This is a genomic window from Rhodococcus sp. SJ-2 (genome assembly GCF_053750035.1).
Genome location: NZ_CM132340.1, coordinates 1862980 through 1888729 on the forward strand (window position 1 = coordinate 1862980; position 25750 = coordinate 1888729).

Genomic DNA, 25750 nt, shown 5'->3' on the forward strand with positions numbered 1-25750 from the left:
CCCCGGAATCACCGGGCGTAGGAGATACCCAGGTAGTCGAGGACGTTGGTACGCATGATCGCGTCCTTCTCGGTCTCGTCGAAATCGTCCAGTTCTTCGACGAAATCCGTCGGCTTCTCGAGACCTTCACCGTGCGGCCAGTCGGAACCGAACAGGACGCGATCTGTGCCGACGAGGTCGGCCAGCGCTCGAATGTCGTCCTCGTAATACGGCGCGACCCACAGGTGCCTGCGGATCGTGTCGGCCGGCGCTTCCGTGAATGCCCACGGGGTCTGGTTCGCCTGTTTGTTCAGTCGCTTGACCAGTAGCTGCACCCAGTCCGAACCGTTTTCGATGCTGGCGATGCGCAGCTTCGGATGGCGTGTGAACACACCGTCGAGGATCAAGCTCGCCATGGTGTCGTGAATTGCGCGATCGGAGACGACGATGTTCGCGAGCGGGTTCGACGTCTTGAACGGCACGAACCGTTCCGGTGCACCCCACGCACGTGCGATCGAACCGTTGTATCCGCTGTCGCTGAGATGGAACGCGACCGGAATATCGGCTTCTTCCAGTTTCGCCCACACCTTGTCGTAGGTCAGGTCGCCCAGCGACTTCGACGTCCCGTGGCCGGCAGGCACCGGCGCGGGACGGATATAGACGAGTTTCACGTCGCGTTCGAGGAGCCGGTCGATTTCCGCGACGGCCTCGTCGGGGTCTGCCAGCGCCAGCATGGGCGCCGAGAAGATGCGGCCCTTGTAGTTGAATCCCCAGTCCTCGTCCAGCCACTTGTTGAATGCCGTCACGCTCGCCATGGTTGCGGGGATGTCGTTCTTGAGCGCCTCCTCGACGCCGCACGCGAGCGTCGGAAGCAGAATGACCCCTGACATCTCCTGTTGCGCGATCATGCCGACGCGAACGTCGCGATCCTGGTAGGCGGGGTTGAGCGGCTCGACCTTCATCAGGCTTCGCGGGTCGACATCGTCCGGGACCTGTCCGCGGAACAGCAGGTCCAGCGCTCCGGGGACGATCACAGGATCGAATGTCGGGTTCGGAACGAACTCGAAAAGCTTTCCACCGGCGAGCAATTCGGTGTGGCTCCCACGTTTGATCACTTCGACGCCGCGATCCTTGAATGCGGGATCGAGGTACCGTGTGAACGCATCGATCTTTTCGTAGTAGTGGTTGTCGCAGTCGACAGGCCGGTCGTACACGACTTCGTCGATGCGGGTTGAATTCTCGGACACGACGGTCATCGTCGTTCACCTCCGGTCGAAGTTTCAGTACACGGTGCGCGCGCAGATCAGCCCCCGCGTCGGGCCCAGACTACACCCTTACTGTTGTCAATACAGTATGTTTACCGCGCAGGCGCTTGCCGCTGCGGCGTCGGGCAATCCGCATCGTCAGAGACACGATCGCGCGCGGCACCCACCCGAACGGCGGTACAGCGCTCGACGTGGTGAGCATGAAGGGAAGATCGGTTCCCACAACGGACCGGTGATGACTGAACGTGTCGAAACCTGCGCGACCGTGATAAGCCCCCATTCCGCTGTTGCCCACTCCACCGAATGGCGCGGCAGACGGAAGCATATGAATCCCGAACTCGTTTCGCGCCACTCCACCGGTGCGAGTACTGCGGACGAACCGGCGGAAGTCGTCGTCGTCCGGGCCGAACCAGTAGGCAACCAGCGGCGAGGGCCGCCGGTTCACGTAGTCCACGACCTCGGTGAGTTCGCGGTAAGTAATGAGGACGAGCGCCGGGCCGAAGATCTCCTCCTGGGTGATACGCATGTCGTCGGAGACGTTCGAGATGAGGGTCGGAGGAACCTTACGCGTCGATGCATCGGGGAGTTGCTCGCCGCTCGGCACAGCAACCTGTACGTGGGCACCGCGGGAGCGGGCGTCGTCGATCAGTCCCACCACCCGGTCGAAATTCGCGGCGTTGACACACGAGGGGTACTCGGGGTTCTCGACCACGGTGGGGAATCGTCTGCGCCACGTGGAAAGCACCGCAGTGGAGAACCTTTCGGCTTCCCTTTCGTGCACCATCACGTAGTCGGGGCAGATGCAGACCTGACCGCCGTTGACCATGCGCCCGAGACCCACCCTCTCGGCGGCACGTTCGACGTCGGCACGCGGCCCCACCACGACGGGGTTCTTGCCGCCGAGCTCGAGCGTGACAGGTACCAGATTCTGCGCCGCTGCTGCGTGAATCCGTTTCCCGACACTCGTCGAACCTGTGAAGAAGAGATGGTCGAGTGGGAGCGACGAGAACGCTGCACCGACCTCCGGGCCGCCGGTGACAACGGCCAGCTCCGACTCGTCGAAGTACTTCGGGGCCAGGGACGCGAACAGGTCCGCCGTCTCCGGGGTGATCTCGGACATCTTGATCATCACGCGATTTCCCGCTGCGAACGCCGCCGCAGCAGGCATGATCACCAGATGAAGTGGGAAATTCCACGGCCCGATGATTCCCACGACCCCCAGTGGCGACGGCACCACTTCGGCACGAAGCCCGACCGCCCTGGCCGCACGCATCAGCGGTGTGGTTCTCATCCACTTCGCCACGTGCGCACGGGTGTGCTCGAGTGCGCCGATGATGCCGACGATCTCCATCGACATCGTGCCTGTGCGTGATTTACTGCCGAAATCCCGGATCAGCGCGCCGACGAACTCGTCCGCATTGTCGACCATCAGCGCCACGAGCCGATCGATGCGGTCTCGACGCGTCCGGGCCGAGGGAAACCCGTCGGCTAGGAAGGCGCTGCGCTGGAGCTCGAGGATGCGTGACAATTCCGCACCGGATTCGTGTTGCGTTGTGACGTCGAGGTTTTCGACCGTGCTCATCGTCATCCCCCATTCGACTTCGAGTTACCAGGCCCGAACCCTACCGCAAGGGTTGCCGTATATATTACAGTCGGACGAATAGTTCATGTGACGGGTTAGCTGATCCCACAGGAGTCGCTTTGACCGACCTCACCGCCCAGCCCACGACGGTCACCCGAGAATTCACCATTCCGGAACTCGTCGACGCTGTCGCGTCGTCCATCCCCGACCGAGAAGTCGTCGTCTTCGGCGACCGGCGGCTGACCCAGAGCCAGCTCGCCGAGCGATCACGAAGACTCGCCGCCTATGTGAAGTCCCGAGGGCTCGGCGCACGAATCGAACGCGACCAACTCGACGGACACGAAGTCGGCCAGGACACCCTCGGCATCTACGCCTACAACGGAAACGAATATCTCGAGGCGATGCTCGGCGCATTCCGCGCTCGTGTGGCACCGTTCAATGTCAACTACCGCTATGTGGAGAAGGAACTCGAATACCTTCTCTCCGACGCGGGGACGACGGCGCTCGTCTACAACGCGGCATTCGCGCCGCAGTTGGCACGAGTCCTGCCGAACCTTCCTCACCTCGAAGTGCTGATCCAGATCGCCGACGGATCGGGTGCCCCCCTGCTCCCCGGTGCGGTCGACTACGAAACCGTGCTGGCCGACTCCTCACCGGAGGCCGAACTCGACACGCTGTCGCCGGACGACCTCTACATTCTCTACACCGGTGGGACCACGGGAATGCCGAAAGGCGTTCTGTGGCGCCAGCACGACATTTTCATGGCCTCATGTGGCGGCCGGAACGTATTCACCGGCGAATGCATCTCGTCGCCCGACGAATTGGCCACCCGCGCAGCCGACAATCCGGGACTCACACTGTTCGTGCTGCCGCCCCTGATTCACGGCGCAGCTCAATGGGCGGCCCTCACGGGAATTCTCACCGGCCAGACCCTCGTGTTCTCACCGGTCGTCGACCGCTTGGATCCGGAAGCGGTAGTGCGGACGATCGCCTCCGAACGACCCGCAGCGCTGATGATGGTGGGCGACGCAATCGCACGTCCCCTCGCCTCCGAGTTCGAGAAGACCGACGCCGACCTGTCTTCCCTGTCCATCCTCGCTAACGGTGGCGCAATCCTGTCGCCCACGGTCAAACAGCGTCTTCTCGACCTCGTACCGAACGCTGTGGTGGTCGACGGCGCCGGCTCGTCCGAGACCGGAACGCAGATGACACATGTATCCAACGCAGGTTCGATCTCGACGGGGCAGTTCACTCCCGGATCGAACACCTGTGTCCTGACCGAGGATCTCGACCGCCTCGCAGAGCCGGGGCACGACGACCTGGGGTGGCTCGCGCAACGCGGGTTCGTACCACTCGGTTACAAGGGCGACGCAAAGAAGACCACGGCAACATTTCCGCTGGTCCACGGTGAGCGGTTCGTCCTGCCGGGCGATCGCGCGCAACTGCTCGACGACGGCTCGATCCATCTCCTCGGCCGCGACTCGGTCACCATCAACTCCGGCGGCGAGAAGATCTTCGTCGAAGAAGTGGAGATGGCGATCAGCTCGCATCCCGCTGTCGCCGACGTTCTCGTCGCCGGAAGGCCGAGCGACAAGTGGGGTGAAGCGGTCGTTGCCATCGTCCAGCTACTGCCGGGCCATGAAGCGACGGCCGACGATGTGGTGGATCACGCCGCGAAGTCGATCGGGCGCTACAAGCTTCCGAAGTCGGTGATCTTCGCCGAGACGATCCAGCGGAGCCCCGTGGGCAAGGCCGACTACCGCTGGGCCCGTGCGCAGGCCGCGTCGCTCGGTACCGAATAGTTCCCGACGTCATAGTTCCCGACGACGAAGGGGAGTGTCCTCCCGGCCTACGGAGGACACTCCCCTTCGCAGCGTGCAACTCAGCGAGTCTGGAATCGCTGTGCTCCATCGAGGCGCACGACCTCGCCGTTGATGTACGGGTTCTCCAGCAGATGCTGGGCGAGGAACGCATACTCGTCGGGTGTGCCGAGGCGTTTGGGGAACGGGATGTTCTTGGCGAACTTCTCGAGTCCTTCTTCACCGATCAGCTCGAGCAGCGGTGTGCGCATGGTTCCCGGGGCGATGGAGTTGAGCCGGATACCGACCGAACTGAGATCACGAGCACCCGTCAATGTCAGACCGATGACGCCGGCCTTCGCCGCCGAGTACGCGGACTGCCCCATCTGCCCTTCGAAGCCGGCGATGGAGCTGGTCATCACGATGGCGCCCCGCTCCCCGTTCGGCTTGGGATCCAACTTCGCGATCTTGGCCGCGGCGAGGCGGAGCACGTTGTACGTGCCCGTGAGGTAGAGCGAGATCGTGTCGGTGAATCCCTTGCGCGAGTGCGGTGTGCCGTCGCGGTTGACGACCTTCTCCAGCACCCCGATCCCGCCGTGGGCGATCACGGCGTACCTGAGGGTGCCGAGCTCATCGGCCTTCGCCAGCGTCTGCTCCACGGAGTCGTCGTCCAGCACGTCGGTGCGCGCATACACGACCTTGTTGCCGAGTTCATCGGCCAGTTTCTGCGCAGACTCGTCGGCGATGTCGGCGATCACCACCGACGCCCCTTCTGCGTGCAGCTTCCGTACTGTGGCCGCACCGAGCCCGCCGGCGCCGCCGGTGACAAGTACGACCTCACCCTCGAATGACATATGTTCCCCTCCTGTTGTTCGGTTGCTTCGCGCCCGGTATCAACTACCGGTCCAGTTCGGTTTCCGCTTCTCGGCGAACGCTTTCGCGCCTTCGGCTGCATCCTTGGACATGAAGACCGGGATGAGCAGATCCATCTGTTTCTTCCACTTCTCGTCGTCCGACCAGCTCCGCGACTCGGCGAGTATCTGTTTGGTCGCAGCTACTGCCAGGGGCCCGTTCTCGGTGATGCGTTCCGCCAACCGGATCGCTTCGGTCAGAGCCTGACCCGGCTCCGATACCACGTTGACGAACCCGTAGCCGGCGCCCTCTTCAGCGCTGAATGTGTCGCCGGTCAAGGCGAGCTCGACGGCCTTCTGGTAGGGAATGCGTTCGGGCAGCCGAAGGAGGCCACCACCACCGGCGACGAGACCGCGCTTGACCTCGGGCAACCCGAACTTTGCGTCCTTCGACGCCACGACGAGGTCTGTGGCGAGGACGATCTCGGTTCCTCCGGCAAGAGCGTTGCCTTCGACAGCCGAGATGAGCGGCTTCCGGGGCGGCTTCTCGGTGAACCCGAGACCGCGTCCTTCGACGGCGGCAATTTCGCCGGCGGCGTATGCTTTCAAATCCATTCCCGCGCTGAAATTTCCACCGGCACCGGTAACGATACCGACGGACAGTTCGGGACTCTCGTCCAACTCGTCCATCGCATCGGCGAGCCGCTGGCTGACCGCGCGATTCACGGCATTTCGTGCATCCGGCCGATTGATCGTGGCGATCAGTATGCGCCCGCGGCGCTCGACCAGTACTTCGTCCGACATGCGGTTTCCCTCTCAGCCTTCTACTTCGATCACGACGGCGCCACCCTGGCCGCCGCCTGCACACATGGCGGCCACACCTATTCCTCCACCACGCCGGGACAATTCGTAGATCATCGTCGTGACCATGCGGGCACCCGACGCCGAGATCGGATGGCCGAGGCTGCACCCGCTTCCGGAGACATTCACCAGTTCTTCGTCGAGGCGGAACTCACGGCACGCGGCGATGGGGACAGAGGCGAAAGCCTCGTTGATTTCCCACAGCGACACATCCGACGGGGTGAGGCCGGCGCGATCCAACACTTTGTCGATCACGGTCACGGCCCCGAGTCCGCAGTGCCGCGGCGCCACTGCGGAGGATGCCCACGCTTTCACGGAGCCGAGCACGTTCAGCCCCTTGTCGCGGGCATAGGCGCCGTCGGTAAGAACAACCGCTGCGGCAGCATCGTTGATGCCGCTGCTGTTACCCGCAGTCACCGAAAATCCCTCGATCTCAGGATGCAACACTTTCAGCCCGGCCAATTTCTCGACTGTCGTATCTCGTCGCGGATGCTCGTCCACACTGAAGTCGATGAACGAACCGTCAGCACCGGCCACCTTCAGAGGCAGGATCTCCTCGACGAACTTCCCCGCGTCGATGGCAGCGACGGCGCGTTGATGCGAGCGGGCTGCCCACGCATCCATGTCTTCACGCGAGATGCCGACCGCTTTCGCGGTGTTCCAGCCGACCGTGATCGCCATGTCCATCGTCGGCGCATCCGGAGTCTCGGGGTGGCTCGGCGGGATCCACGGCTCGCGGTATTCGGTTCCGCCCGGTGTGGGAACACGCCACTTCATCAGTGGACCGGTGGACAGCGACTGCACACCGCCTGCGATCAGCACGCGTTCCATGCCCGAGCCGATCTGCGCGGAGGCGTTGCCGATCGCGGTCAGACTGCCTGCGCAATGACGGTTGACGGCCTGACCCGGAACGTTCTCGAGTCCTGCAGCGACAGCGGCGTACCGGGCGAGATCGCCGCCGCCGTAGTTGGCTTCGGCGAGAATGATGTCGTCGATGTCTGCGGCATCGATGCCGGAGCGGCGGATCACCTCCGGGAGGATGGCCGTGGCAAGTTCCTCCGCCGAGGTGTCGACCAGAGAGCCTTTGAAGGATCGTGCGATGGGTGTGCGTACCGCACCGACGATGACAGGGTTGGGCATGCGTTGAACCTCGCGTGATCAGGGGGTGACTGTGCCCACCCCGGGTGGACGGAGTCGATCGGTGAAGTGTCAGAGCTTCCTGACCGACATCCTCTTGATGCCGTGAACGAAATCGCTGTGCACATACTCGGGGTCGGATACTTCGACCTTCGGAAGCCGGTTCAGGAGTTCACGGAACAGATGTTTCAATTCCAGGACGGCCAACTGCTTGCCGAGACAGAAGTGCGGACCGCCACCACCGAAGCCGACGTGCGGGTTGGGAACTCGACCCACATCGAACTCGAGGGGCCGGTCGAAGACTTCCTCGTCGAAGTTTCCGGAGCAGTAGAACATGACGAGCTTGTCGCCTGCCTTGATCGGGGTGCCCGCAACCTCGGTATCGACCACCGCGTGACGCGCGAACTCGATCACGGGAGTCGACCACCTGACGAACTCGTCCACGGCGTCCGGTCCACGTTCGTCCCAGTTTTCGAGGAGCCATGCGATCTGTTCGGGATTCTCGCTCAGCACCTTGAACGCATGCGAGGTCGCTTGCTTGGTGGTGTCGTTGCCTGCAGAGGCAAGAAGGACCATGAACGATCCGGCTTCCTCGTCGGTGAGCCGGTGACCGTCGACCTCGGCCTGCACGATGTTGGTCATCAGGTCGCCCTGCGGATCTGCCCTGCGTTGCTGTGCGAGTTCGACGCCCGCCTGCGTGAGCACACCGAGCTGGGTCATCATGTGTGTTGCGCGCTCTTCGATGCCGGCGTATTCGTCGTCGCTGGTGCTGAAGAGTGCTTCCGCTGCGTACGCAACGGCCTCATGTTTCGCAGGATCGATCCCGATCATCTGCGACACGGTCTGCATCGGTAGTTTCTTGGATACGGACCGGACGAAGTCGACGGGGTCACCCGAGTCGAGTTCGCGGAGGAATTCGTCGACGATCGCCGCGGCGTTCGCGATGATCTGCTCTTCGATCGTGCGCACCTGTTTGGGCGTGAACGCCATGCTGATCAAGCGTCGATAGCGGGTGTGTTCCGGGGGGTCCATGGTGAGGAAGAAGCTGATCCCCTTCTGGATCTCGGCAGGCATGGGATCCATGCTGATGCCGGCCGACGAACAGAACAGTTCGGGATGTGCACTCACATAACGAATATCGGCGTGCCGAGTGACGGCCCAGTAGCCCTGTTCCTCATGAGGGAAGAGCGACTCGGTGGGGCGATGCCAGGTGAGCCCGTCGACTGCGCGCAACTGTGCGAAGGTCCGTTCGCGCTCGAAGAAGTCCTGGCCCCAGAAGGACGACGCGGAGATGTCCAGCGAGTGGTACGGCCGAGTCGACGCAGTGGAGACGTTGCTCATGCTACCTCCGGATACCGGTTGGTTATGGCGACGAAGCTATGGGTGGAGCAACGGGCCCGCGCTCATCCGCGTGGGTCCGGACACCCATACCGTATACCATTCCGTAAGGAAGTCGATAGAACAACGGCTCACATTCTTCCGGGAACATTCGAACCCGTTATCCCTCCAGGCTGCGGCGCACCAGCCCCTTCGTCATATGCGCGAGCACCGCACTCAGTCCCGCGCCCGCGATCTTGTGCACGAAGGCCGGGCCCACCGGGTCCATCGCCGCACGCCACGTGAAGCGGGTACCTGCCCCCTCCGGCTCGAGGACGTAATCCTCCGCGAAGGCACGGCAGATCGGCCGGCTGATGCTGTCGGCGGTGAACGTCATGCGACGGTTCTCGTCCCAGCGGTAGAAACGTTCCTCGACGGTTGCCGCGCCGAGAAGTGTCACGTTGCGCACGGCCCCGATGCCGCGGTCGACCGAGTCGTCCCACTTCGCCTGTGTCACACCGGGGCTCCACGCCTGCACGGCGTCGTCGGCAGACAGCGCACGCCACAGTCGTTCGGGCGAGATCGGTACGAATGTGGTGTGGCTGCCCCGCACGGGAGCCGTGTCGAAAAACGAGTCGTCGGTGGCCGTCAAAGAATGCATACCGGTCATAGCGCTGTCCTCTTCTGGGAGGTCTGAGTATTCGGAGAGTTCTCGAGGTTCGGCGCGCAGATGCCTGCGCACGAACGCGGCCGCGTCGACGACAGCGGCGTGTGCCTCGGGAAGCCGACGGCACAGAGAGACGAACGAGTGCACCTGTCCGGGCACGGTGAACGTCGAGCTGCGAACACCAGCGTCGAGTAGCGCGGCATTCAGGCGCGCGGCGTCGGATCCGAAGCATTCGGTGGAGCCGACGAAGCTGGCGATGGGCGGCATTTCGGCAAGCATAGACGGCGGCGCACGGAACACGTCGACGTGCGGCGAGCTCCGATCCTCGCTGCCCACATAGATATCCGCGCAGCGCTGCGCGAAGATCGGCGGTAGGAACGGGTCGCGGGTCAGGGCGTCGGCGCGCAGGGCCTCCTCACCGGATGTGTCGAGCAGCGGGGAGAACAACACGACCGCGCCGGGCCCGGCGTCGCCGTTCTCGATCAACGTGGTCAACATGCTCATCGCGAGATGCGCTCCAGCCGACACTCCGACGATCGCGATGCGGCCCGGTGAATGGCCACGGGCGATCAGCGACCGGTATGCGGCGAGGGCATCCGTGCGAGCGGCAGGGAATCGATGTGCGGGCGCGAGCCGGTAGTCGAGTGCGAGCACCCGCATTCCCGTCGCAATGGCGAGATCCGAGGTGACTGCCCGCTCCTGTCTCGCCGACCCTGCGACGTAACCGCCGCCGTGCAGGTACAGGATGATCTCGTTGTCGAGGGCATGCTCAGGCACGATCATCTCGCCGGGCACGACATCGTCGACGACCGCGGTGCCCGTGGCCGCGCTCAATCCACCGAGTACAGAACCGGCTGCGACCGTGCCCCGGAGGATCGCGCGCCCGGGACCGGACGGGTCGGCGTGCTCGAAGATCGGGCGCAGCAGCGTGCGGGTGGTTGCCGCGAGCGCTCTACTACGGCGACTCACGGTCATCGATCGGCTCCGGTCATCGCCCGACCGACTCACGCCGCTCGAGGTCCTCGATGAGGGTGTGCACCGTGCGGTTCCGCACGACCCACTCGTCGATCAGAGGGTTCACAATCCCGCGTAGAGCCGAGTACGCACCCCACAGTATCGGCGTGACGACGCGTGGTGCCCGTCGTTCGATCGCGCGCACAGTGACAGCAGCCGCATGATCGGGGTGCACCCGCCTGTTCATCGGCCACGGCAACAGCTGACCGACGCGCACGCCCAAGGGATCGCGGTCGAGCGTGTTGCGCGCCAGTTCCGTGTCGACGAATCCGTAGTAGGCCACCGTGACGGTCGCACCGGTGTGAGCCAGTTCGAGTCGCAGAGCGCGTCCGACCTGTTCGACCGCGGCCTTACTCGCCATGTACGCGGATCCGCCGAGTCCCGGGCTGAACGCAGCCGCGGAGGACACGACGACGACGTGCCCTCCGCGTTCGACGACTCCGTCGAGAGCGGGGTGAATCGTATTGAGTGCACCGGTGAGGTTTACCGCCATCACGCGATCGAACTCGGCGAGGTCGGAGGTGCGGATGGTCGCAGGTGGCGGGGTGATACCGGCGTTGGCGACGACCACGTCGATCGGGCCGAAGTCCGCCGCAGCTCGCGTGATGACCTCGGCCATTGCATCACGGTCGGTGACGTCGGCGACCGCGACGAAGGTCGAGTTCACATCGAGCGCGTCGGCGGCCTTCTTCAGCGTGGTCTCGTCGCGGTCGACGAGCACCACACGAGCGCCGCGTCCGAGAAGCTCTCGGGCCATGGACAATCCGATGCCCTGGGCAGCCCCAGTGACGAGAGCGACCTTGCCCGCGAGGTCGAGTGCGCGCGTCATACCGTCGTCTCCTTCGAAGCGTGCCGTGCGGTGGAGCCGAGGACCTTGCCGAGCCGGTAGTCGGCGAGGTCGAATGCCGACATCCGTCGCCGGAACGACGCGTTGAAGCCGGGCCAGAACGTGAAGTTGCGGCCAGACGGGCTCAGGTAGTAGCTGCTGCATCCGCCGGAGTTCCACACCGACCCGGCCAGGCGACGGTCGGTGTCCTCGACGAAATCCTGCTGGACATCGGCGCGTACCTCGACACTGTCGATTTCGGCGGCCTCCATGGCATGCAGGGCCGCGAGTACGTAGTCGATCTGTGTCTCGATGGTGACCACCTGGGAGGTGTAGACCACGGAGTTCGGGCCCAGCAGCATGAACATGTTGGGGAAGTTCTCGATCGTGGTACCCACGTAGGCGGTCATCTCACCGCCGGACCACTGCTCCGACAACAGCCGGCCGTCGCGGCCACGCAGTCGGGCGAAACCACTGTTGTTCGTGAGCTTGAATCCGGTGCCGAACACGATGGTGTCGACCTCGTGCCGCGTGCCGTCGACCGTCACGACCGCGTCGTGTTCGACGTGATCGATGCCGGTGGTGACGACGTCGACGTTCTCCGACGCCAGAGCCGGATAGTACTTGTTGGAGAACGTGGGCCGCTTGCATCCGAACGCGTATGTGGGGGTGAGCTTCTCGACCAAGGTCCGGTCCTCGACCTGGCGTCGCAGGTGCCACCGGCCGAGTGCCGCAGCGCCGCTGAGCAATCCGGGCCGGTAGACGAGCCCGGGTACGAGGGCTTCCTGAACGAGATCCAAGGCCTTGCGCGCCGCGCGCTGGGTGGCCGGTACTTTCGCGAAGAGTCGCTGCACACGCGGGGCCACCGGTCGGTCGGGGTGCGGGAGGATCCAGGTGGGTGTCCGCTGGAACACCGTCATGTGACCGACCTGCGGTTGCAGGCGAGGGATGAACTGCACGGCGGACGCTCCGGTGCCGATCACCGCGACGCGGCGCCCGGTGACGTCGTGCTCGTGGTTCCAGTCGGCCGAGTGATAGGCGGCACCTTCGAACGAGTCGAGGCCGGGCAGGTCCGGCACGGAAGGTTCACTGAAAGGGCCCATCGCGGCGACGAGGATGTCAGCGGTGTAGTTACCTCGATCGGTTTCCACGCGCCAATGCTGCGCGGCGTCGTCCCAGGCCGCCTCGATCACCTCGGTCCCCAGATGCAGGTGGGGGCGGAGACCGTGCTTGTCGGCACAGTCCTCGAGGTACTGCTGGATCTCTTCCTGCAGCGGGTAGAGCCTGCTCCAGTCGGGCTTGGGCGCAAACGAGAAAGAGTAGAGGATCGACGGAATGTCGCACTGAGCGCCCGGGTAGGTGTTGGCCTGCCAGGTCCCGCCGAGGGTCTCGGCGCGTTCGAAGATCGCGAAGTCGTCGATTCCGTCCTGCAGGAGTCTGATTCCCGTTCCCAGGCCACCGAATCCGGCACCGACGACGGCAACACGCAGGTGTGTATCAGTCATGATTCGGCTCGTTTCACAGATCGATTTCGAGTATGGACCCCGCCGCGCGCGACACGCACGGGAGCATCGATTCCGCTCGCTGTTCATCCAAGAGGCGTGTGTCGCGGTGATCGACGTCGCCGGACAGCACACGCACCTTGCAGGTGCCGCAGAACCCTTGCCTGCACGAGTAGGTCGCGCCGGGGACCGCACGCCGGATGGCGGAAAGGGCGGTCTCGTCCGCAGCGACCTGGACGGTGGTTCCGGTCCGGGCGAGGCGCAGTTCGAAGGGTTCCCCTCCGACGACGGGAGGCGGGCTGAATCGTTCGGTGTGCAGCGAGCAGGTGGGTGCCACGAGCGGGGCCTGCTGGTGTGCGTCCTTCGTCAGGGGCGCCGGACCGCACAGGTAGATGGCACCGTGAGGTTGCGCGTGGTCGAGTATTTCGGCGATCGGGGTGATGCCGAATTCGTCGTCGGGCCGGATCATGACGTCGCCACCGGTCAGTGCCGACAGTTCGTTCCGGAACGGCATCGTGTCGCGGGAGCGGCCGAGGTAGTACAACTTCCACGGAGTGCCGGTGCCTGCGACACTGCGGATCATCGGCAGGATCGGCGTGATTCCGATCCCGGCGGCGACGAAGAGGTACGACGGCGCGTCGGCGAGCGGAAATGCGTTGCGGGGTCCGCGGACTCGGATCGCGCTCTGTTCGGCAACCGACTCGTGGATCTCCGCGGAGCCCACGCCGTCGTCGACGCGGCGGACAGCGATCCGGTAGCGGGTGCGATCCGCGGGGTCTCCGCACAGCGAGTACTGACGCTGCAGATCCGACGGCAGGAATACATCGATGTGCGCACCGGGAACCCAGGTGGGCAGTACCCCGCCGTCCGGGGAGACCAGCGTCAGCGAGACGACTCCGTCGGCCTCTACGGTGCGTGTCTCGACGCGCAGCAGTCGGTCGTAGTCGCTGTGCCGCACGGGAGCGGGCCTCGACAGGATCGGCGCGAACCTGCTCTCGCTGAACAGCTTCGAGTAGGCCCTGGTCGCGTGCATCACCGCGCCGAGGAACGGCGACGGGGTGGTTGCGGTGCTCATGCTGCGGCCTCCCTGGCGGCAGGCGACTTCGCGAGGTAACGAACAGCCTTGCCGATGTCACCCATCCGCGACGGATGGAAGTCGCGCCTGAGATAGGGCGGGATCTGCTTCGCGAGGAAGGTCAGGGTCGGGATCATCGACGCTTTCGCCGAACGTCGGTAGGCGCGGGGCCAGGACACGCGACGCGTTTCGGTGGTGTCGATGCGGTACAGGTAGGCGGTGGTGCTGAACCACAGCAGCGCCAAGCCCGCGAATGCGATGAACGCGGTGCGGACACGCCGCGCGTAGCTGCCGTCGACGTACTGGAACGCGTCGTAGGCGACGTTGCGGTGTTCCATCTCCTCGGCGCCGTGCCACCGCAGGAGATCGAGCATCGTCGGGTCGACGCCGCGCCGGTCGAACGGGGTGTTGTCGATGAGCCACTCGCCGACGACCGCGGTGAAGTGCTCGGCGGCGGCGTAGACGCCGAGGCGCTCGCGCAGCCAGAATCGGCCCGCGCGACCTTTCAGTCCGTGGTCGCCGAAGATCTGGTCGACGATGTATCCGATGCGGTCCAGTACGGGCGCGATGTCGACGTCGTGAGCGATGAGGTACTTGCGGAAGCTCTCGTGGGAGCTCGCGTGCGTTGCTTCCTGGCCGACGAATCCGACGACCTCTTCGTGCAGGCGCGGGTCGTCGATGTAGTCCAGGGATCGACCGAAGACATCGGCCATGGCGCGTTCGCCTTCTGGAAGGACGAGGTGCATGACGTTCCAGAACTGCGTGGCGTACGAGTCGCCGGGAACGTACTGCAGGGGCACCCCCGACCAGTCGAAGCGCACGTTACGGGCGGTGATCGCCAGCGCTTCCTCGGTGTAGGGCGTCGGAGCGCCGTGATGTGACGGCATGCTTTGTCTCCTCGGTCGGTACGTGTAACCACTCGATACAGAGAAGATACATATACACATGAGATGTTTCAATGTTTCAGCTGAAATCGGGATAACCTGGACCGATGCCAGCCGAACAACCCCCCACGGCCGTATCGCCACCGGCGATCGGCGCGACCAACCCGCCCGAGATCGAGTCGATCCTCGACGCGGCCGAGGCACAGTTCAGTGAAGTCGGGGTGCGACTGACCACCGTCAACGACATCGCACGACGCGCCGGCGTGGGGCGGGTGACCGTCTACCGGCGCATCGGCAGCCGCGACGAGATTGCCCAGGCCGTCACCGCGCGCAGCGCTGCCCGCCTGATCGACGAAGTCGTCGCCACCGCGCAGGCGGCTGGGACGATCGACGACCTCGTCGGTGACGTCTTCGCGACCACCGTCACGCGGATGCGCGAGCACCCGGTGTGGAACCGGATGCTGTCCCTCGAGACGGACAGCGCACTCCCCCGGCTGACCACCCAGGGTGGCACGCTCCTGACCACCGCCACGAACGCCGCGGTGGCGATTCTCGACGATGCAGTCGAGTCCGGCCTCCTGCCACCCGTCGACGACCTCGTCGGCCGTGCCGAAGTCGTCGTGCGGGTGGCGCACTCCGTCGTCCTCACCCCCCAGGCGCTGGTTCCTCTGCAGACCCGAGAGGATCTGGCCTCGTTCGCGCGAGAACGACTGTTACCGATCCTGGCGCCTCACCGCCCGTGACGTAGCCCAAGGACCCGCCGCAGAATCGGCAGCACATGCGCCTTGCGACGCAGCGCGATCAACTCGAAACCCGGCAACGAGAAGCGCTGACGCACGACACTTCGAGTACGCACGAACTCCCGCATCCCGTCGACACCGTGGACACGCCCGAATCCGCTCTCGCCGACCCCACCCATCGGTACTGCACCCATCCCCGCGAACGCGACCACGGAGTTGATCGACACCTGCCCCGCACGGAGTTGCTCGGCGATCTCGACACCACGCCGACGTGAGAAGACCGACGCCCCGAGCGCGAAATCACTGGCGTTGGCCAGCTTCACGGCCGCGTCGACATCACTGACCGTCCGCACCGTCACGGTCGGACCGAACGTCTCCTCCCGGACGGCGTCCGACTCCTCGGCCGTATCGAGAATCACGACCGGCTCGATGTACCGCTCCCCCACGGACTCCGGGCCGCCCAGCAGCAACTGTCCACCGTCCTTGACGGCCGCGTCGATATGACGGCGCACCACCTCGATCTGCGCGGGCATCGTCATGGGTCCGTAGGTGGCGTCGTCGCCGCTGCCCGGTCGTACCTGTTCGAGTTGGCGGCGCAGTTCGGTGAGGAACTTGTCGCGGACCCCGCCGACCACGTACACGCGCTCGACGCCGACACACGTCTGCCCCGCATTACTGAACGCTCCCCACGCGATCGCCCGGGCCGCCGCTCTCAGATCGGCGTCCTCGGCGACCACGACGGGATCCTTGCCACCACATTCGAGCAACACCGGCGTCAGGGTGCGGGCGCACTGCTCCATGATCTTCTTGCCCGTGCGCGTCGAACCTGTGAACCCGATCTTGTCCACACCCGAATTGCAGAGCAGAGCGCCGGTCTCACCGAATCCCGTTGTCAGCCCGACGATTCCGAGCGGTGCATGCGGGTTGGCTCGGTAGAACCCCTCTACATACCAGGCCGCCACCGCCGGGGTGTACTCGCTCGGCTTCAATACGACCGTGTTTCCGGCGGCAAGCGCGAACGACACAGAACTGTTCGGTGCGTAGAGCGGGTAGTTCCACGGCGAGATGATGCCGACCACCCCGAGCGGCACGTACTCGACCGACGTCGTGTAGTTCGCGAAGAGCAGGCCCGGGCCCGACTTCGGGGGCGTAAGCGCACGTGCCGCGTTCTCCTCTGCCCACCGCATGTGTTCGACGGTCAGGACGACCTCGATGAAGGCGTCGTCGCGGGGCTTGCCGTTCTCCCGGTGAAGCAGATCCACGACCTCGTCCGCGTGACGCCAGATCCACGTGCGCCACCGCCGCAGGTGCTCGGCGCGGCCGGTCGCCCCCTGGTGCTGCCACCAGGCCGACGTGGACCGGGCGCGATCCACCCGCGTCTGCACGGCACGCTCGTCGTGGATTCGGAACCGGTCGATCTCGTCGCCGGTGGCCGGATCCAGCGACCGGAATTCGTCGTCGGACAACCGGATATCGGCGCCCGTCATATCGGGAGTCATCGTGTGCCGTCCGCCGCCAAAGATTCCCGGAGTTCACGCTTGAGAATCTTGCCCGCACCCGACATCGGGATGGCATCGACGAAGTCGAAGCTTCGCGGGGTCTTGTAACCGGCGATGTGCTCCTTGCAGAACGCCTGCAGCTCTTCCGCGGTGACCTCGACACCCGCTGCCAGGATCACCACGGCGTGCACGGTTTCGCCCCAGGTCTCGGACGGCAATCCGATCACCGCGGACTGCGCGACCGCCGGATGCTTGCTCAGTGCGCTCTCGACCTCGGCGGAGTACACGTTCTCCCCACCGGTGACGATCATGTCCTTGAGCCGGTCGACGACGAAGACGAACCCGTTCTCGTCGAGGTAGCCGCCGTCGCCGGTGTGGTACCAGCCGTCGCGCAGTACGGCTGCGGTCTCGTCCGGCTTGTTCCAATATCCCTGCATGACATGGCCGCCGCGCACACAGATCTCGCCGACGGTGCCGGTCGGAACGGGAGTGCCGTCGAGGTCGACCACCCTCAGCTCCGAATGCGGCGCAGCCCGCCCGCCCGAGCGCAACGTGACGCCAGTGTGATCGTCGGGCAGCAGGAGCGAGGCGACGGGTGCAACCTCGGTCATGCCGTACGCCTGGGTCATTCGCACGCCCGGGAACATCGTCAGGATCCGGGTGGCCAGACCTTCGCCGATGGGCGAGCCCCCGTAGAGGATCCGCTGCATCGCCGACAGGTCGTGCTCGCCCACCGAAGGATGGTCGACGAGGAGCTGGAGCATGGTCGGGACCAGCAGGACGTCGGTGGGACGATGCTGCTCGATGGCCTTCAGCACAGCGACCGGCTCGAAGAACGGCACGATGATGTGCGGTCCACCGAGCATGACCTGGCCCGCCCACGCGGCGAGGTCCGCGAGGTGGAACATCGGGGCCGCATGGAGCAGACGCGCTTCGCCGGAGAGCAGTTCGCCGGTCGCGACGGTTCCGGCTGCCGAGGTCACCATGTTGGCGTGGCTGAGCATCACGCCCTTGGGGAAGCCCGTCGTCCCACCGGTGTAGAAGATGCCGGCGAGCTGGTCTCCGGACCGGCGCGCATCCTCGACCGGGCCGTGCGACGCAATCAGCTCTTCGTACGACACGGTGCCTTCGGGGGCGTCGTGCTCCCCCGCGTACACGACGGTGGCCAGGTCGGGGCATGCGGCACGCAGAGCAGGTATTGCTGCGGCGAATGCGTCGTCGACGATCAGCACCGTTGTGCCCGAATCGTTGAGCGAGTAGGCGATCTCGGCGGGGCTCCACCGGATGTTGACGGGATTGAGAACGGCGTCGGCCCACGGGATCGCAATGAGGTACTCGGCGTAGCGATCACTGTTGAGTGACAGCATCGCCACGCGATCGCCGGAGGACACACCGAGACTGTGCAGGCCTGCGGCGAGACGTGCGATCCGATCGACGTGTTCGCGGAAGGTGCGCGTGCGGTCGCCGTAGATGGTGGCGGGCGCGTCGGGGGTGCATTGCAGGGCACGGTGCACGCCTTGTGTCAGGTACATCGAGGCTCCAGGGGTCCGGGGGAACGGTGAGGGTCGTACAGCGAGCGGCTTACAGCGAGCGGGCGATGATGTCCTTCATGACTTCGTTCGCTCCGGCGTAGATCTTCTGCACGCGACTGTCGGTGAACATCCGCGCGATCGGAAATTCGGTGGTGTATCCGTAACCGCCGAACAGCTGCAGGCAGCGGTCGACGATCGAGCACTGCTGGTCACTGGTCCAGTACTTGGCCATCGCTGCGGTGGGCACGTCGAGTTCACCGCGCAGGAACTTCTCGGTGCAGTCGTCGACGAAGGTCCGGGCGATGCGCGTGACCGTCGCGCACTCGGCGAGTTCGAACCTCGTGTTCTGCATGGCCATGAGTGGCTTGCCGAAGATGTTGCGTTCCTTGGTGTATGCGGTGGTCAGCTCGACGGCGTGCTCCATCATCGCGACACTGGCCACCGCACAGATCAGTCGTTCGTTGGGGAGCTGCTCCATCAGCTGGATGAAGCCCTTCCCCTCGACCGGACCGAGGAGGTTCTCTGCCGGGATACGCAGGTTGTCGAAGAACAGCTCGGCGGTGTCCTGACCTTTCTGGCCGATCTTGTCCAGCACGCGTCCGCGCTCGAAACCCGGTGTGTCGTCGGAGATCTCGGACACGATCAGCGACAGGCCCGACGCGCGCGCCTCAGGGTCGGTCTTCGCGGCGATGATCAGAAGGTCGCAGTTGCGGCCGTTGGAGATGAAGGTCTTTGCGCCGGATACGAGGTAGTCGTCTCCGGACCTGACGGCGCGGGTGCTGATCGCCTGCAGGTCGGATCCGGTTCCTGGTTCGGTCATCGCGATGGCACCGATCCACTCGCCGGAAGCGAGCTTCGGCAGCCAGCGCTGCTTCTGCTCTTCGGTGCCGTACGCGAGGATGTAGTGCGGAACGATCCCGGTGTGCACGCCGAGCTGCATGGCACTGTCGCCGGAGCGGATCTGCTCCTCGAACAGGATCGCCTCGTAGGCGAAGTTTCCGCCGCCACCGCCGTACACCTCGGGGATCGACATACACAGAAGGCCGAGGTCGCCGGCCTTTCGGTAGACAGACCGGTCGGGGTAGCCCTGTTCGACGAACTTCGGTTCGAGCGGTGTCACTTCCTTGGCGAAGAAGTCGCGTGCGAGTTCCCGGACCGCTGCCAGTTCGCTCGAATCGGGTGTGGTGGTGAGTGCTGTGGACACGGTGCCTCCGGTGTCGCGCATGTCGGGTTCGCTTCTGCCCCGTGGGTGCCCCTAAAGTAATCAGCTTGTTGGCAGACTGTCAATAACGTTTCGGAGCGAATTCTGCCCACTCGAATGTGAGTGCCGTGCGAAGTGAGAAGGTAAAACCATGAGCTTGGACGCCGAACCTCGGCGGCAGCGCCTCGAACCCGACGCGCGCCGCCGCCAGATTCTCGATTGCGCGATCCGGTTGTTCGGCGAACGCCCGTACGCGTCGGTGTCCGCCACTGAACTGGCCAAGGAAGCCGGGGTCGCGCGGGGCCTGATCAACCACTACTTCGGAAGCAAGCGCGATCTCTACCTCGAGGTGATCAAGGCGATGGTCACCGTCCCTCCACCCGAGCGCGTGACCGTTCCCGACGGCACCCTCGCCGAGCGCGCAGACGCCTTCATCGGCTGGTTCCTCGGAATCCTCGAACGGCACGGCAAGACCTGGCTCGTCGCCGTCGCAGGCGGCGGAATGGCAAGCGACCCGGACGTCGGCAAAATCCTCAGCGACGCAGACGACCTCGCCGCAGACCGGCTGCTCGAAGCTCTCGGCCCGACCATCACCGAAGAAGAAGCCGTCGCGCTCCACCCGATGATCCGTGCCTACGGTGGCCTGATCAAATCCACCGGACGGGAATGGATCGAACGCCGATCATTGACCCGGGAACAGGTACACACCCTGCTCACCGACACCCTCGTCGTCATCGTCGAATCGACCACTTCGGCATCCCGCTCCGCGCGAGGGCCTCGCCGGACACACACGGTGGACTAACCTGGAAACATGTCGGATCGGGACCGGACCGCAGACGGGAAACCGCAGAACGCACGACCTCGCGACGCACTTGGTCGCCCCCTGCCTTACGGCGAGGAGGGGGTCGAGGGAATCCCCGAGGACGCGAGCTTCACCCCCGACGAAGCGATCACCGAGGGCCAACGGCTCCTCGACCATGGATTTCCCTTCCACGCACACGAGGTGTTCGAGTCGATCTGGAAGTCCTGCGAACCCGAGGAACGCCCGCTGTGGCAAGGACTCGCTCAGCTGTCCGTCGGCCTCACCCACCTGCTGCGCGGCAACCCGAAGGGCGCGACGTCGCTGTTGCGACAGGGGCAAGCGCGGATTCGCCATTACGAGGACGTGCCGCCTCACGGACTCGACATCGACGGCCTGGCCGCGTGGGCCGATCATCTGCTCACCGAGATCGAACGCGACGACCCGATCCCCGAACCCCCGACACCCCGGTTGAGGATGCCCTGATGCCGATTCTCCCCATGTTTCCACTCGGTACAGCACTGCTTCCCGGCGACCACCTCCCCCTGCGCGTGTTCGAGCCGAGGTATCAAGAACTGGTCCGCGACTGCATGGCCGCACCCGACGGCCCCCGTTTCGGAGTCGTACTGATTTCGCGCGGGCACGAGGTGGGTGGCGGCGACCAGCGCACCGACGTCGGCACCGTGGCCCGCATCATGGTCGACAACGAGCTCGGCGGTGGGCGCCACACACTCGAATGTATTGCGGAAGAACGTATCCGGATCATCGAATGGCTTCCCGACGATCCGTACCCACGCGCAGAGGTCGAGGCGTGGCCCGATACCGGCTCCGGCGCTGTGGATCTGAGCGAACTCACCGAATATCTGGGCAGGCTCTACGGTCTGCTCGATAGGCTCACCGAGGGGCGCGCGGCGCCCCCGCCGGACGATCTTCCGACCGATCCCGGGGCCCGGCTCTTCGCTCTCACTCGGTACATCCCCATGGGGGAGGCCGATCGTTACGCGATACTCAGCGCTCCCGGGCCCGAGGAGAGACTCGCCGCGCTCATCGAATCCATCTCGAGCACGATCGACCTCGCGGAGTGGCGGCTGAAGAACGGCTGACGTAGCTCTCGTCGTCACATACCGTGCTCCGCGAGCCACCGTTGACGCCGTCTCGGTGATGCCTGCGCCAGCCAGGCGTCCTCGATCACCTCGGCCAGTTCCTGCCGCCTGATCTCGCCGATCCGGCTCGTGCGCAGGAGCACCGATGGATGACCGTCGAAATGTGGGGTGGTGAAGAACGGCGTGGCGGGGTCCTGGATCAGTGCGAGTTTGTCGGACTCTGACGGCACCCAGAACACCACTACATCGGTGTACCGCTCGCCGGTGTCAGGATCTTTCGCATCGGGTCGCGGGGTACGGAAGAACACGAAAGACTTCCGGCCCACCTGATACACGGAATTGCCCCTCGGGCCCGTTTCCACCGTGACGTCGGGCATGGCCGACGCCAAGTCGTGGATGTCCTCCACCCGAGCCTTCGTCACACGATCACCACGTCCAGGGTACGTCGATTGTGAGATTTCACGGGCGAAACGGCATCGCAGCGGTCGTACGGTGAGAGCGTGGACATTCGAGAGCACATCGTGGCCGAACGTGCGGAACTCATCGAACTCCTGCGTTCACTGACGCCCGCCCAGTGGGCTGCACCATCGCTCTGCGAAGGGTGGTCGGTGCGCGACGTCGCGGGCCATCTGACGATCGACGCCGTGCCCCTGCACCGTTATGCCCTCGCCGGTCTGCTCCATCCCTCCGCCGATCGTCTCAACGAGCACTACGTCGTCGCGGCACGTGATGTCCCCGTCGACCGCCTCGTCGACAGGTTGTCGGCCTCGACTTCCCGTAGTTGGATGGCCCGATACTTCCCGCGACTGTGCCTCGCTGATCATCTTGTGCACCAGCAGGACATCCGCAGGCCACTGGGGCTTCCGCGAACGATCGACCCCGACCGGCTCCGGCTCGTGCTCGATCACCCGGATCCGTTCGCCCGGCCCCGGCGCTACATTCGAGAACTCCGGCTCATCGCGACCGACCTGGAGTGGGAGCGCGGCGACGGGCCCCTCGTGCAAGGCCCCGGAGAGGCACTCGCGCTGGCGATGGTGGGCAGGGCCGCAGTGCTCGACGAATTGGACGGCGACGGCGTCGAGCTGCTGCGCCTACGTATCGGTCGGTCCTGAGCACTCAGACGATCACCACATCGAGGGTCCGCGGACCGTGCACCCCCTCGACACGTTCGAGTTCGATGTCGGAGGTTGCCGACGGGCCGCTGATCATGGTGGTGGGCCGCTCCGGCACCAGCCTGGCGAGCGCCTCAGGAACCCCGACCTCGACGCTGCCCATCTGCACCACGCAGACGTGCAGGTCGGGCACCAGTGTCAGTGCGCGGCGCCCCTGATCGGGGCTGCCGTCGAGGAAGATCGTGCCCGTCTCGGCACACGAGACCGTCGATGCCGTCACGACACCGTCGAGACCCTCGAGGGCCGGCGCCGGGACGTCGACGCTGTCGACGACCACCTCGCCGTCGAACTGCGACAACCACGAAGAGTCCAGCCCCGCAGGTACTCCCACTCGGCGGGCACCTCGAGCGGCCAGCACACGCGCGATCGTGGCGGGTAGCTCCCCGAGGGTACTGCGGTACACGTTCGCTTTGTAGTCGACGAGTCTGTCGACGAACAGTTCGTAGCGTTCGTCGTCGGGAAGCGTTCGACCGGTGCGGTACTCCCGCGGAACCTCCACGGACTCAGGAGGCGCGAGCACCGACGCGTCGCGGATGCGGCCGAGGATCGTCTCGCGCGACGTCATTGCGCGTCTCCGTTCTCGCGCGCCTGCGCGATCGCTGCTGCGCCCTCGTCGGACTGCCACCATTGCCGGAAGGTCTGTTTCGGAGGTGCCGGGATGTCGCGGGCTGCCGTCCACCCCGCGAGCGGTCCGGGCAGATTCGAGATCTTGCCCTTCTTGCCTGCGACGATCCGCAACGCCCCAGCCGCCTTCTGCGCCGCGGTCCAGCGAGCCGACGACGACATTGCCATCGAAGCCGCCTTCATTGCTGCCGCTTCGGGACCGAACTTGGCATGTTCGACCTTCTGGTGCCGCAATTCGACCAGGAGCGAGGGAATGTCGATCTTCACCGGGCAGGCGTCGAAGCACGCGCCACACAGGCTCGAGGCGAACGGCAAGGTCGCGTTGGGATCCCCGGGTTCGCTCATCCCCGCCAGTTGAGGGCTGAGCACCGCACCGATCGGGCCGGGGTACGTGGAGCCGTAGGCATGTCCGCCGGTGCGCTCGTACACGGGGCACACGTTCAGGCACGCAGAGCACCGGATACAGTGCAGTGCTTCGCGTCCCACTCGGTCGGCGAGTGCTGCGGTACGACCGTTGTCGAGAAGAACGAGATGGAAGGTCTGCGGTCCGTCGCCCGGGGTGACACCCGTCCACATGGAGGTGTAGGGATTCATTCGCTCACCGGTGGACGAACGGGGCAGCAACTGCAGGAACACTTCGAGATCCCGATACGTGGGCAGCAGCTTCTCGATACCCATGACGGTGATCAGCGTGTCGGGCAGGGTCAAACACATGCGGCCGTTGCCTTCGGATTCGACGACGGCGAGGGTGCCTGTCTCCGCAATCCCGAAGTTCGCACCGGACACCGCGACGGGAACGGTCATGAATTTCCGGCGCAGGAACTTGCGGGCCGCTTCGGCAAGATGCGCGGGATTGTCGTCGAGATCCGGGTCCACATCGGCCATCTCGCGCAGGAAGATCTCGCGGATCTCGGTGCGGTTCCGATGGATGGCAGGCACGAGGATGTGCGAGGGCTTGTCGTGCCCGAGCTGGACTATGAGCTCGGCGAGGTCGGTCTCGTATGCGTGGATCCCCTCGTCTTCGAGATGCTCGTTGAGCCCGATCTCCTGCGTGGCCATCGACTTGACCTTGATGACCTCGTCGGAGCCGGTCTCCCGGACGAGCCTCGTCACGATGGCGTTGGCTTCTGCGGCATCGGCAGCCCAGTGCACGATGCCGCCGCGCGCGGTCACTGCGGCTTCGAGCTGTTCGAGTAACTCGGGAAGTCGGTTCAGCACATCGGTTTTGACGGCAGCACCGGCGTCGCGCAGCTGTTCCCAGTCGGGTACCTCGCCGGTGACGGCGAGACGTTTGGCGCGGATGGTGTGCGTCGCTTTGCCGATGTTGCGTCGTAGCTGCCCGTTCGCGAGCTCATGATGCGCCGCGGCCGGAAACGTCTCGGTTCCGCGTAGATTGCCGAATCCGCGCGGCGGGATCGAGGGCAATCCGAGTGCTGTGGCCGGGCGGGTCAGGGGGGCGGGTCGAGAGGTTGTCATGCTGGAACCGCCTTCGACTCGGTGGCGCAGAGTATCTCCGCAAGGTGAATGGTTCGGGTTCCGGTCTGCAATCGCGACATACCACCGCCGATGTGCATCAGGCAGGACGAATCGCTCGCGCTGCAGAACTCGGCACCCGTGGTCGAGACGTTGCGGATCTTGTCGGCCAGCATTGCGGTGGAGGTCTCCGCGTTCTTGAGCGCGAAAGTGCCCCCGAAGCCGCAGCACGAGTCGGCTTCGGGGAGTTCGACCAGGTCGATTCCCCGAACCGCGCGGAGAAGCTGCAGTGGTTTGTCTCCGACACGCAGCATCCGCAACGAGTGACATGTCGGGTGGTACGTCACGCGATGCGGGAAGTAGGCACCGACATCGGTGACGCCGAGGACATCGACGAGGAACTCCGACAGTTCGTACGTCTTGGTCTTGACCGTATCCACGCGACCGCACAGGCCAGCGCTGCCGTATCGCGACGCGACGATCTCATGCTGATGCCGCACCGATCCGACGCAGGAGCCGGACGGCGCGACCACGGCATCGATGGAAGGGTCGCCGAACGTACCGGCGTAGTTTTCGACCAGCGGCAGCGCGTCGGGCTGGTAACCGGTGTTGACGTGCATCTGACCGCAGCAGGTCTGCGAGTCGGGGAACACGATCTCGTGCCCGAGCCTGGCCAACAGAAGAGCAGTGGCTTTGACTGCGTTCGGGAACAATGTGTCGCCCAGACACGTGGCGAACAGCGCGACTCGCATGGAAAACTCCGCATCGGCTTGTGTGGTCTGACCACACCCTAGCGGATGAACGTGGATGCCGTCACGCGATTTCGGATTTTCACGATTTCGCCCCCG

24 protein-coding genes are annotated in these 25750 nt (G+C 64.9%); 6 read left to right on the plus strand and 18 right to left on the minus strand.

What is annotated here, in order from left to right; genetic code table 11:
- Positions 1–8: 8 nt before the first annotated feature.
- Together ACSYG9_RS08600 and ACSYG9_RS08605 are read right to left on the minus strand one after the other, a co-directional pair.
- On the minus strand, positions 9–1235 hold the full coding sequence (locus ACSYG9_RS08600) for an amidohydrolase family protein (RefSeq protein ID WP_454842090.1): 1227 nt from the start codon (positions 1233–1235) through the stop codon (positions 9–11).
- Between the two features lie 70 nt (positions 1236–1305).
- Positions 1306–2826 (minus strand): aldehyde dehydrogenase family protein, encoded by a 1521-nt coding sequence (locus tag ACSYG9_RS08605; protein WP_454842092.1) that lies wholly within the window; start codon positions 2824–2826, stop codon positions 1306–1308.
- 119 nt (positions 2827–2945) lie between these two features.
- Between ACSYG9_RS08605 and ACSYG9_RS08610 the strand changes: the two genes are divergently transcribed.
- Positions 2946–4628: an acyl-CoA synthetase gene (locus tag ACSYG9_RS08610; RefSeq protein ID WP_454842094.1), complete on the plus strand. Its 1683-nt coding sequence runs from the start codon at positions 2946–2948 to the stop codon at positions 4626–4628.
- Positions 4629–4708: 80 nt separating this feature from the next.
- Here the strand turns inward: ACSYG9_RS08610 and ACSYG9_RS08615 are convergent, their stop codons facing one another.
- The 9 genes from ACSYG9_RS08615 to ACSYG9_RS08655 all read right to left on the minus strand — a co-directional run bounded on the left by ACSYG9_RS08615 (position 4709) and on the right by ACSYG9_RS08655 (position 14762).
- Positions 4709–5479, minus strand: a complete 771-nt coding sequence (locus tag ACSYG9_RS08615; RefSeq protein WP_440126771.1) for an SDR family NAD(P)-dependent oxidoreductase — start codon at positions 5477–5479, stop codon at positions 4709–4711.
- A gap of 39 nt (positions 5480–5518) precedes the next feature.
- Positions 5519–6280: a crotonase/enoyl-CoA hydratase family protein gene (locus ACSYG9_RS08620; RefSeq protein ID WP_440126772.1), complete on the minus strand. Its 762-nt coding sequence runs from the start codon at positions 6278–6280 to the stop codon at positions 5519–5521.
- 12 nt (positions 6281–6292) lie between these two features.
- Positions 6293–7477, minus strand: a complete 1185-nt coding sequence (locus ACSYG9_RS08625; RefSeq protein WP_440126773.1) for an acetyl-CoA C-acyltransferase — start codon at positions 7475–7477, stop codon at positions 6293–6295.
- 69 nt (positions 7478–7546) lie between these two features.
- Positions 7547–8815, minus strand: coding sequence for a cytochrome P450 (locus ACSYG9_RS08630; RefSeq protein ID WP_454842096.1), 1269 nt, complete (start codon positions 8813–8815; stop codon positions 7547–7549).
- A gap of 157 nt (positions 8816–8972) precedes the next feature.
- Positions 8973–10433 (minus strand): alpha/beta hydrolase fold domain-containing protein, encoded by a 1461-nt coding sequence (locus ACSYG9_RS08635; RefSeq protein WP_440126775.1) that lies wholly within the window; start codon positions 10431–10433, stop codon positions 8973–8975.
- Between the two features lie 13 nt (positions 10434–10446).
- Positions 10447–11301, minus strand: coding sequence for a short-chain dehydrogenase/reductase (locus ACSYG9_RS08640; protein ID WP_454842097.1), 855 nt, complete (start codon positions 11299–11301; stop codon positions 10447–10449).
- Positions 11298–12803: a flavin-containing monooxygenase gene (locus ACSYG9_RS08645; RefSeq protein ID WP_454842099.1), complete on the minus strand. Its 1506-nt coding sequence runs from the start codon at positions 12801–12803 to the stop codon at positions 11298–11300. Before ACSYG9_RS08645 ends, ACSYG9_RS08640 begins: the two co-directional genes overlap by 4 nt.
- Positions 12804–12816: 13 nt before the next feature.
- Positions 12817–13875 carry a PDR/VanB family oxidoreductase gene (locus ACSYG9_RS08650; protein ID WP_454842100.1) on the minus strand — a complete coding sequence of 353 codons (1059 nt, stop codon included), beginning with the start codon at positions 13873–13875 and terminating at the stop codon, positions 12817–12819.
- Entirely contained in the window at positions 13872–14762 is an 891-nt protein-coding gene (locus tag ACSYG9_RS08655) for a metal-dependent hydrolase (RefSeq protein ID WP_454842102.1), read from the minus strand. Before ACSYG9_RS08655 ends, ACSYG9_RS08650 begins: the two co-directional genes overlap by 4 nt.
- Before the next feature lie 104 nt (positions 14763–14866).
- Here ACSYG9_RS08655 and ACSYG9_RS08660 point away from each other — a divergent pair, with 104 nt between their 5' ends.
- On the plus strand, positions 14867–15502 hold the full coding sequence (locus ACSYG9_RS08660; protein ID WP_454842103.1) for a TetR/AcrR family transcriptional regulator: 636 nt from the start codon (positions 14867–14869) through the stop codon (positions 15500–15502).
- Here the strand turns inward: ACSYG9_RS08660 and ACSYG9_RS08665 are convergent.
- The 3 genes from ACSYG9_RS08665 to ACSYG9_RS08675 are packed head-to-tail and all read right to left on the minus strand — an operon-like array spanning position 15490 to position 19755.
- Positions 15490–16998 carry an aldehyde dehydrogenase family protein gene (locus tag ACSYG9_RS08665; RefSeq protein ID WP_454842105.1) on the minus strand — a complete coding sequence of 503 codons (1509 nt, stop codon included), beginning with the start codon at positions 16996–16998 and terminating at the stop codon, positions 15490–15492. The genes ACSYG9_RS08660 and ACSYG9_RS08665 overlap by 13 nt on opposite strands.
- Positions 16995–18530 (minus strand): acyl-CoA synthetase, encoded by a 1536-nt coding sequence (locus tag ACSYG9_RS08670; RefSeq protein ID WP_454842107.1) that lies wholly within the window; start codon positions 18528–18530, stop codon positions 16995–16997. The genes ACSYG9_RS08665 and ACSYG9_RS08670 overlap by 4 nt, the downstream gene beginning before the upstream one ends.
- A gap of 49 nt (positions 18531–18579) precedes the next feature.
- Positions 18580–19755, minus strand: a complete 1176-nt coding sequence (locus ACSYG9_RS08675; protein WP_454842108.1) for an acyl-CoA dehydrogenase family protein — start codon at positions 19753–19755, stop codon at positions 18580–18582.
- Positions 19756–19882: 127 nt separating this feature from the next.
- Between ACSYG9_RS08675 and ACSYG9_RS08680 the strand changes: the two genes are divergently transcribed.
- From ACSYG9_RS08680 to ACSYG9_RS08690, 3 genes are read left to right on the plus strand one after another with little or no spacing between them, the layout of a single operon-like run.
- The gene (locus ACSYG9_RS08680) at positions 19883–20533 is read left to right on the plus strand and encodes a TetR family transcriptional regulator (RefSeq protein ID WP_440126783.1); all 651 of its coding nucleotides are present in this window, start codon (positions 19883–19885) and stop codon (positions 20531–20533) included.
- Positions 20534–20542: 9 nt separating this feature from the next.
- Entirely contained in the window at positions 20543–21016 is a 474-nt protein-coding gene (locus tag ACSYG9_RS08685; RefSeq protein ID WP_440126784.1) for a DUF309 domain-containing protein, read from the plus strand.
- A complete protein-coding gene (locus ACSYG9_RS08690; protein ID WP_454842110.1) occupies positions 21016–21633 on the plus strand; it encodes an LON peptidase substrate-binding domain-containing protein in 618 nt (205 codons plus the stop codon). Before ACSYG9_RS08685 ends, ACSYG9_RS08690 begins: the two co-directional genes overlap by 1 nt.
- Before the next feature lie 14 nt (positions 21634–21647).
- On the opposite strand, the gene ACSYG9_RS08695 is transcribed toward ACSYG9_RS08690, so the two are convergent.
- Positions 21648–22010: an MmcQ/YjbR family DNA-binding protein gene (locus ACSYG9_RS08695; RefSeq protein ID WP_440127594.1), complete on the minus strand. Its 363-nt coding sequence runs from the start codon at positions 22008–22010 to the stop codon at positions 21648–21650.
- Between the two features lie 123 nt (positions 22011–22133).
- Between ACSYG9_RS08695 and ACSYG9_RS08700 the strand changes: the two genes are divergently transcribed.
- Positions 22134–22745 carry a maleylpyruvate isomerase family mycothiol-dependent enzyme gene (locus tag ACSYG9_RS08700; RefSeq protein ID WP_440126786.1) on the plus strand — a complete coding sequence of 204 codons (612 nt, stop codon included), beginning with the start codon at positions 22134–22136 and terminating at the stop codon, positions 22743–22745.
- Positions 22746–22749: 4 nt separating this feature from the next.
- On the opposite strand, the gene ACSYG9_RS08705 is transcribed toward ACSYG9_RS08700, so the two are convergent.
- The 3 genes from ACSYG9_RS08705 to ACSYG9_RS08715 are packed head-to-tail and all read right to left on the minus strand — an operon-like array spanning position 22750 to position 25654.
- Positions 22750–23370 carry an LUD domain-containing protein gene (locus ACSYG9_RS08705; protein ID WP_440126787.1) on the minus strand — a complete coding sequence of 207 codons (621 nt, stop codon included), beginning with the start codon at positions 23368–23370 and terminating at the stop codon, positions 22750–22752.
- The gene (locus ACSYG9_RS08710; RefSeq protein WP_440126788.1) at positions 23367–24905 is read right to left on the minus strand and encodes a LutB/LldF family L-lactate oxidation iron-sulfur protein; all 1539 of its coding nucleotides are present in this window, start codon (positions 24903–24905) and stop codon (positions 23367–23369) included. Before ACSYG9_RS08710 ends, ACSYG9_RS08705 begins: the two co-directional genes overlap by 4 nt.
- The gene (locus ACSYG9_RS08715; RefSeq protein ID WP_440126789.1) at positions 24902–25654 is read right to left on the minus strand and encodes a heterodisulfide reductase-related iron-sulfur binding cluster; all 753 of its coding nucleotides are present in this window, start codon (positions 25652–25654) and stop codon (positions 24902–24904) included. The genes ACSYG9_RS08710 and ACSYG9_RS08715 overlap by 4 nt, the downstream gene beginning before the upstream one ends.
- Positions 25655–25750: the final 96 nt, after the last annotated feature.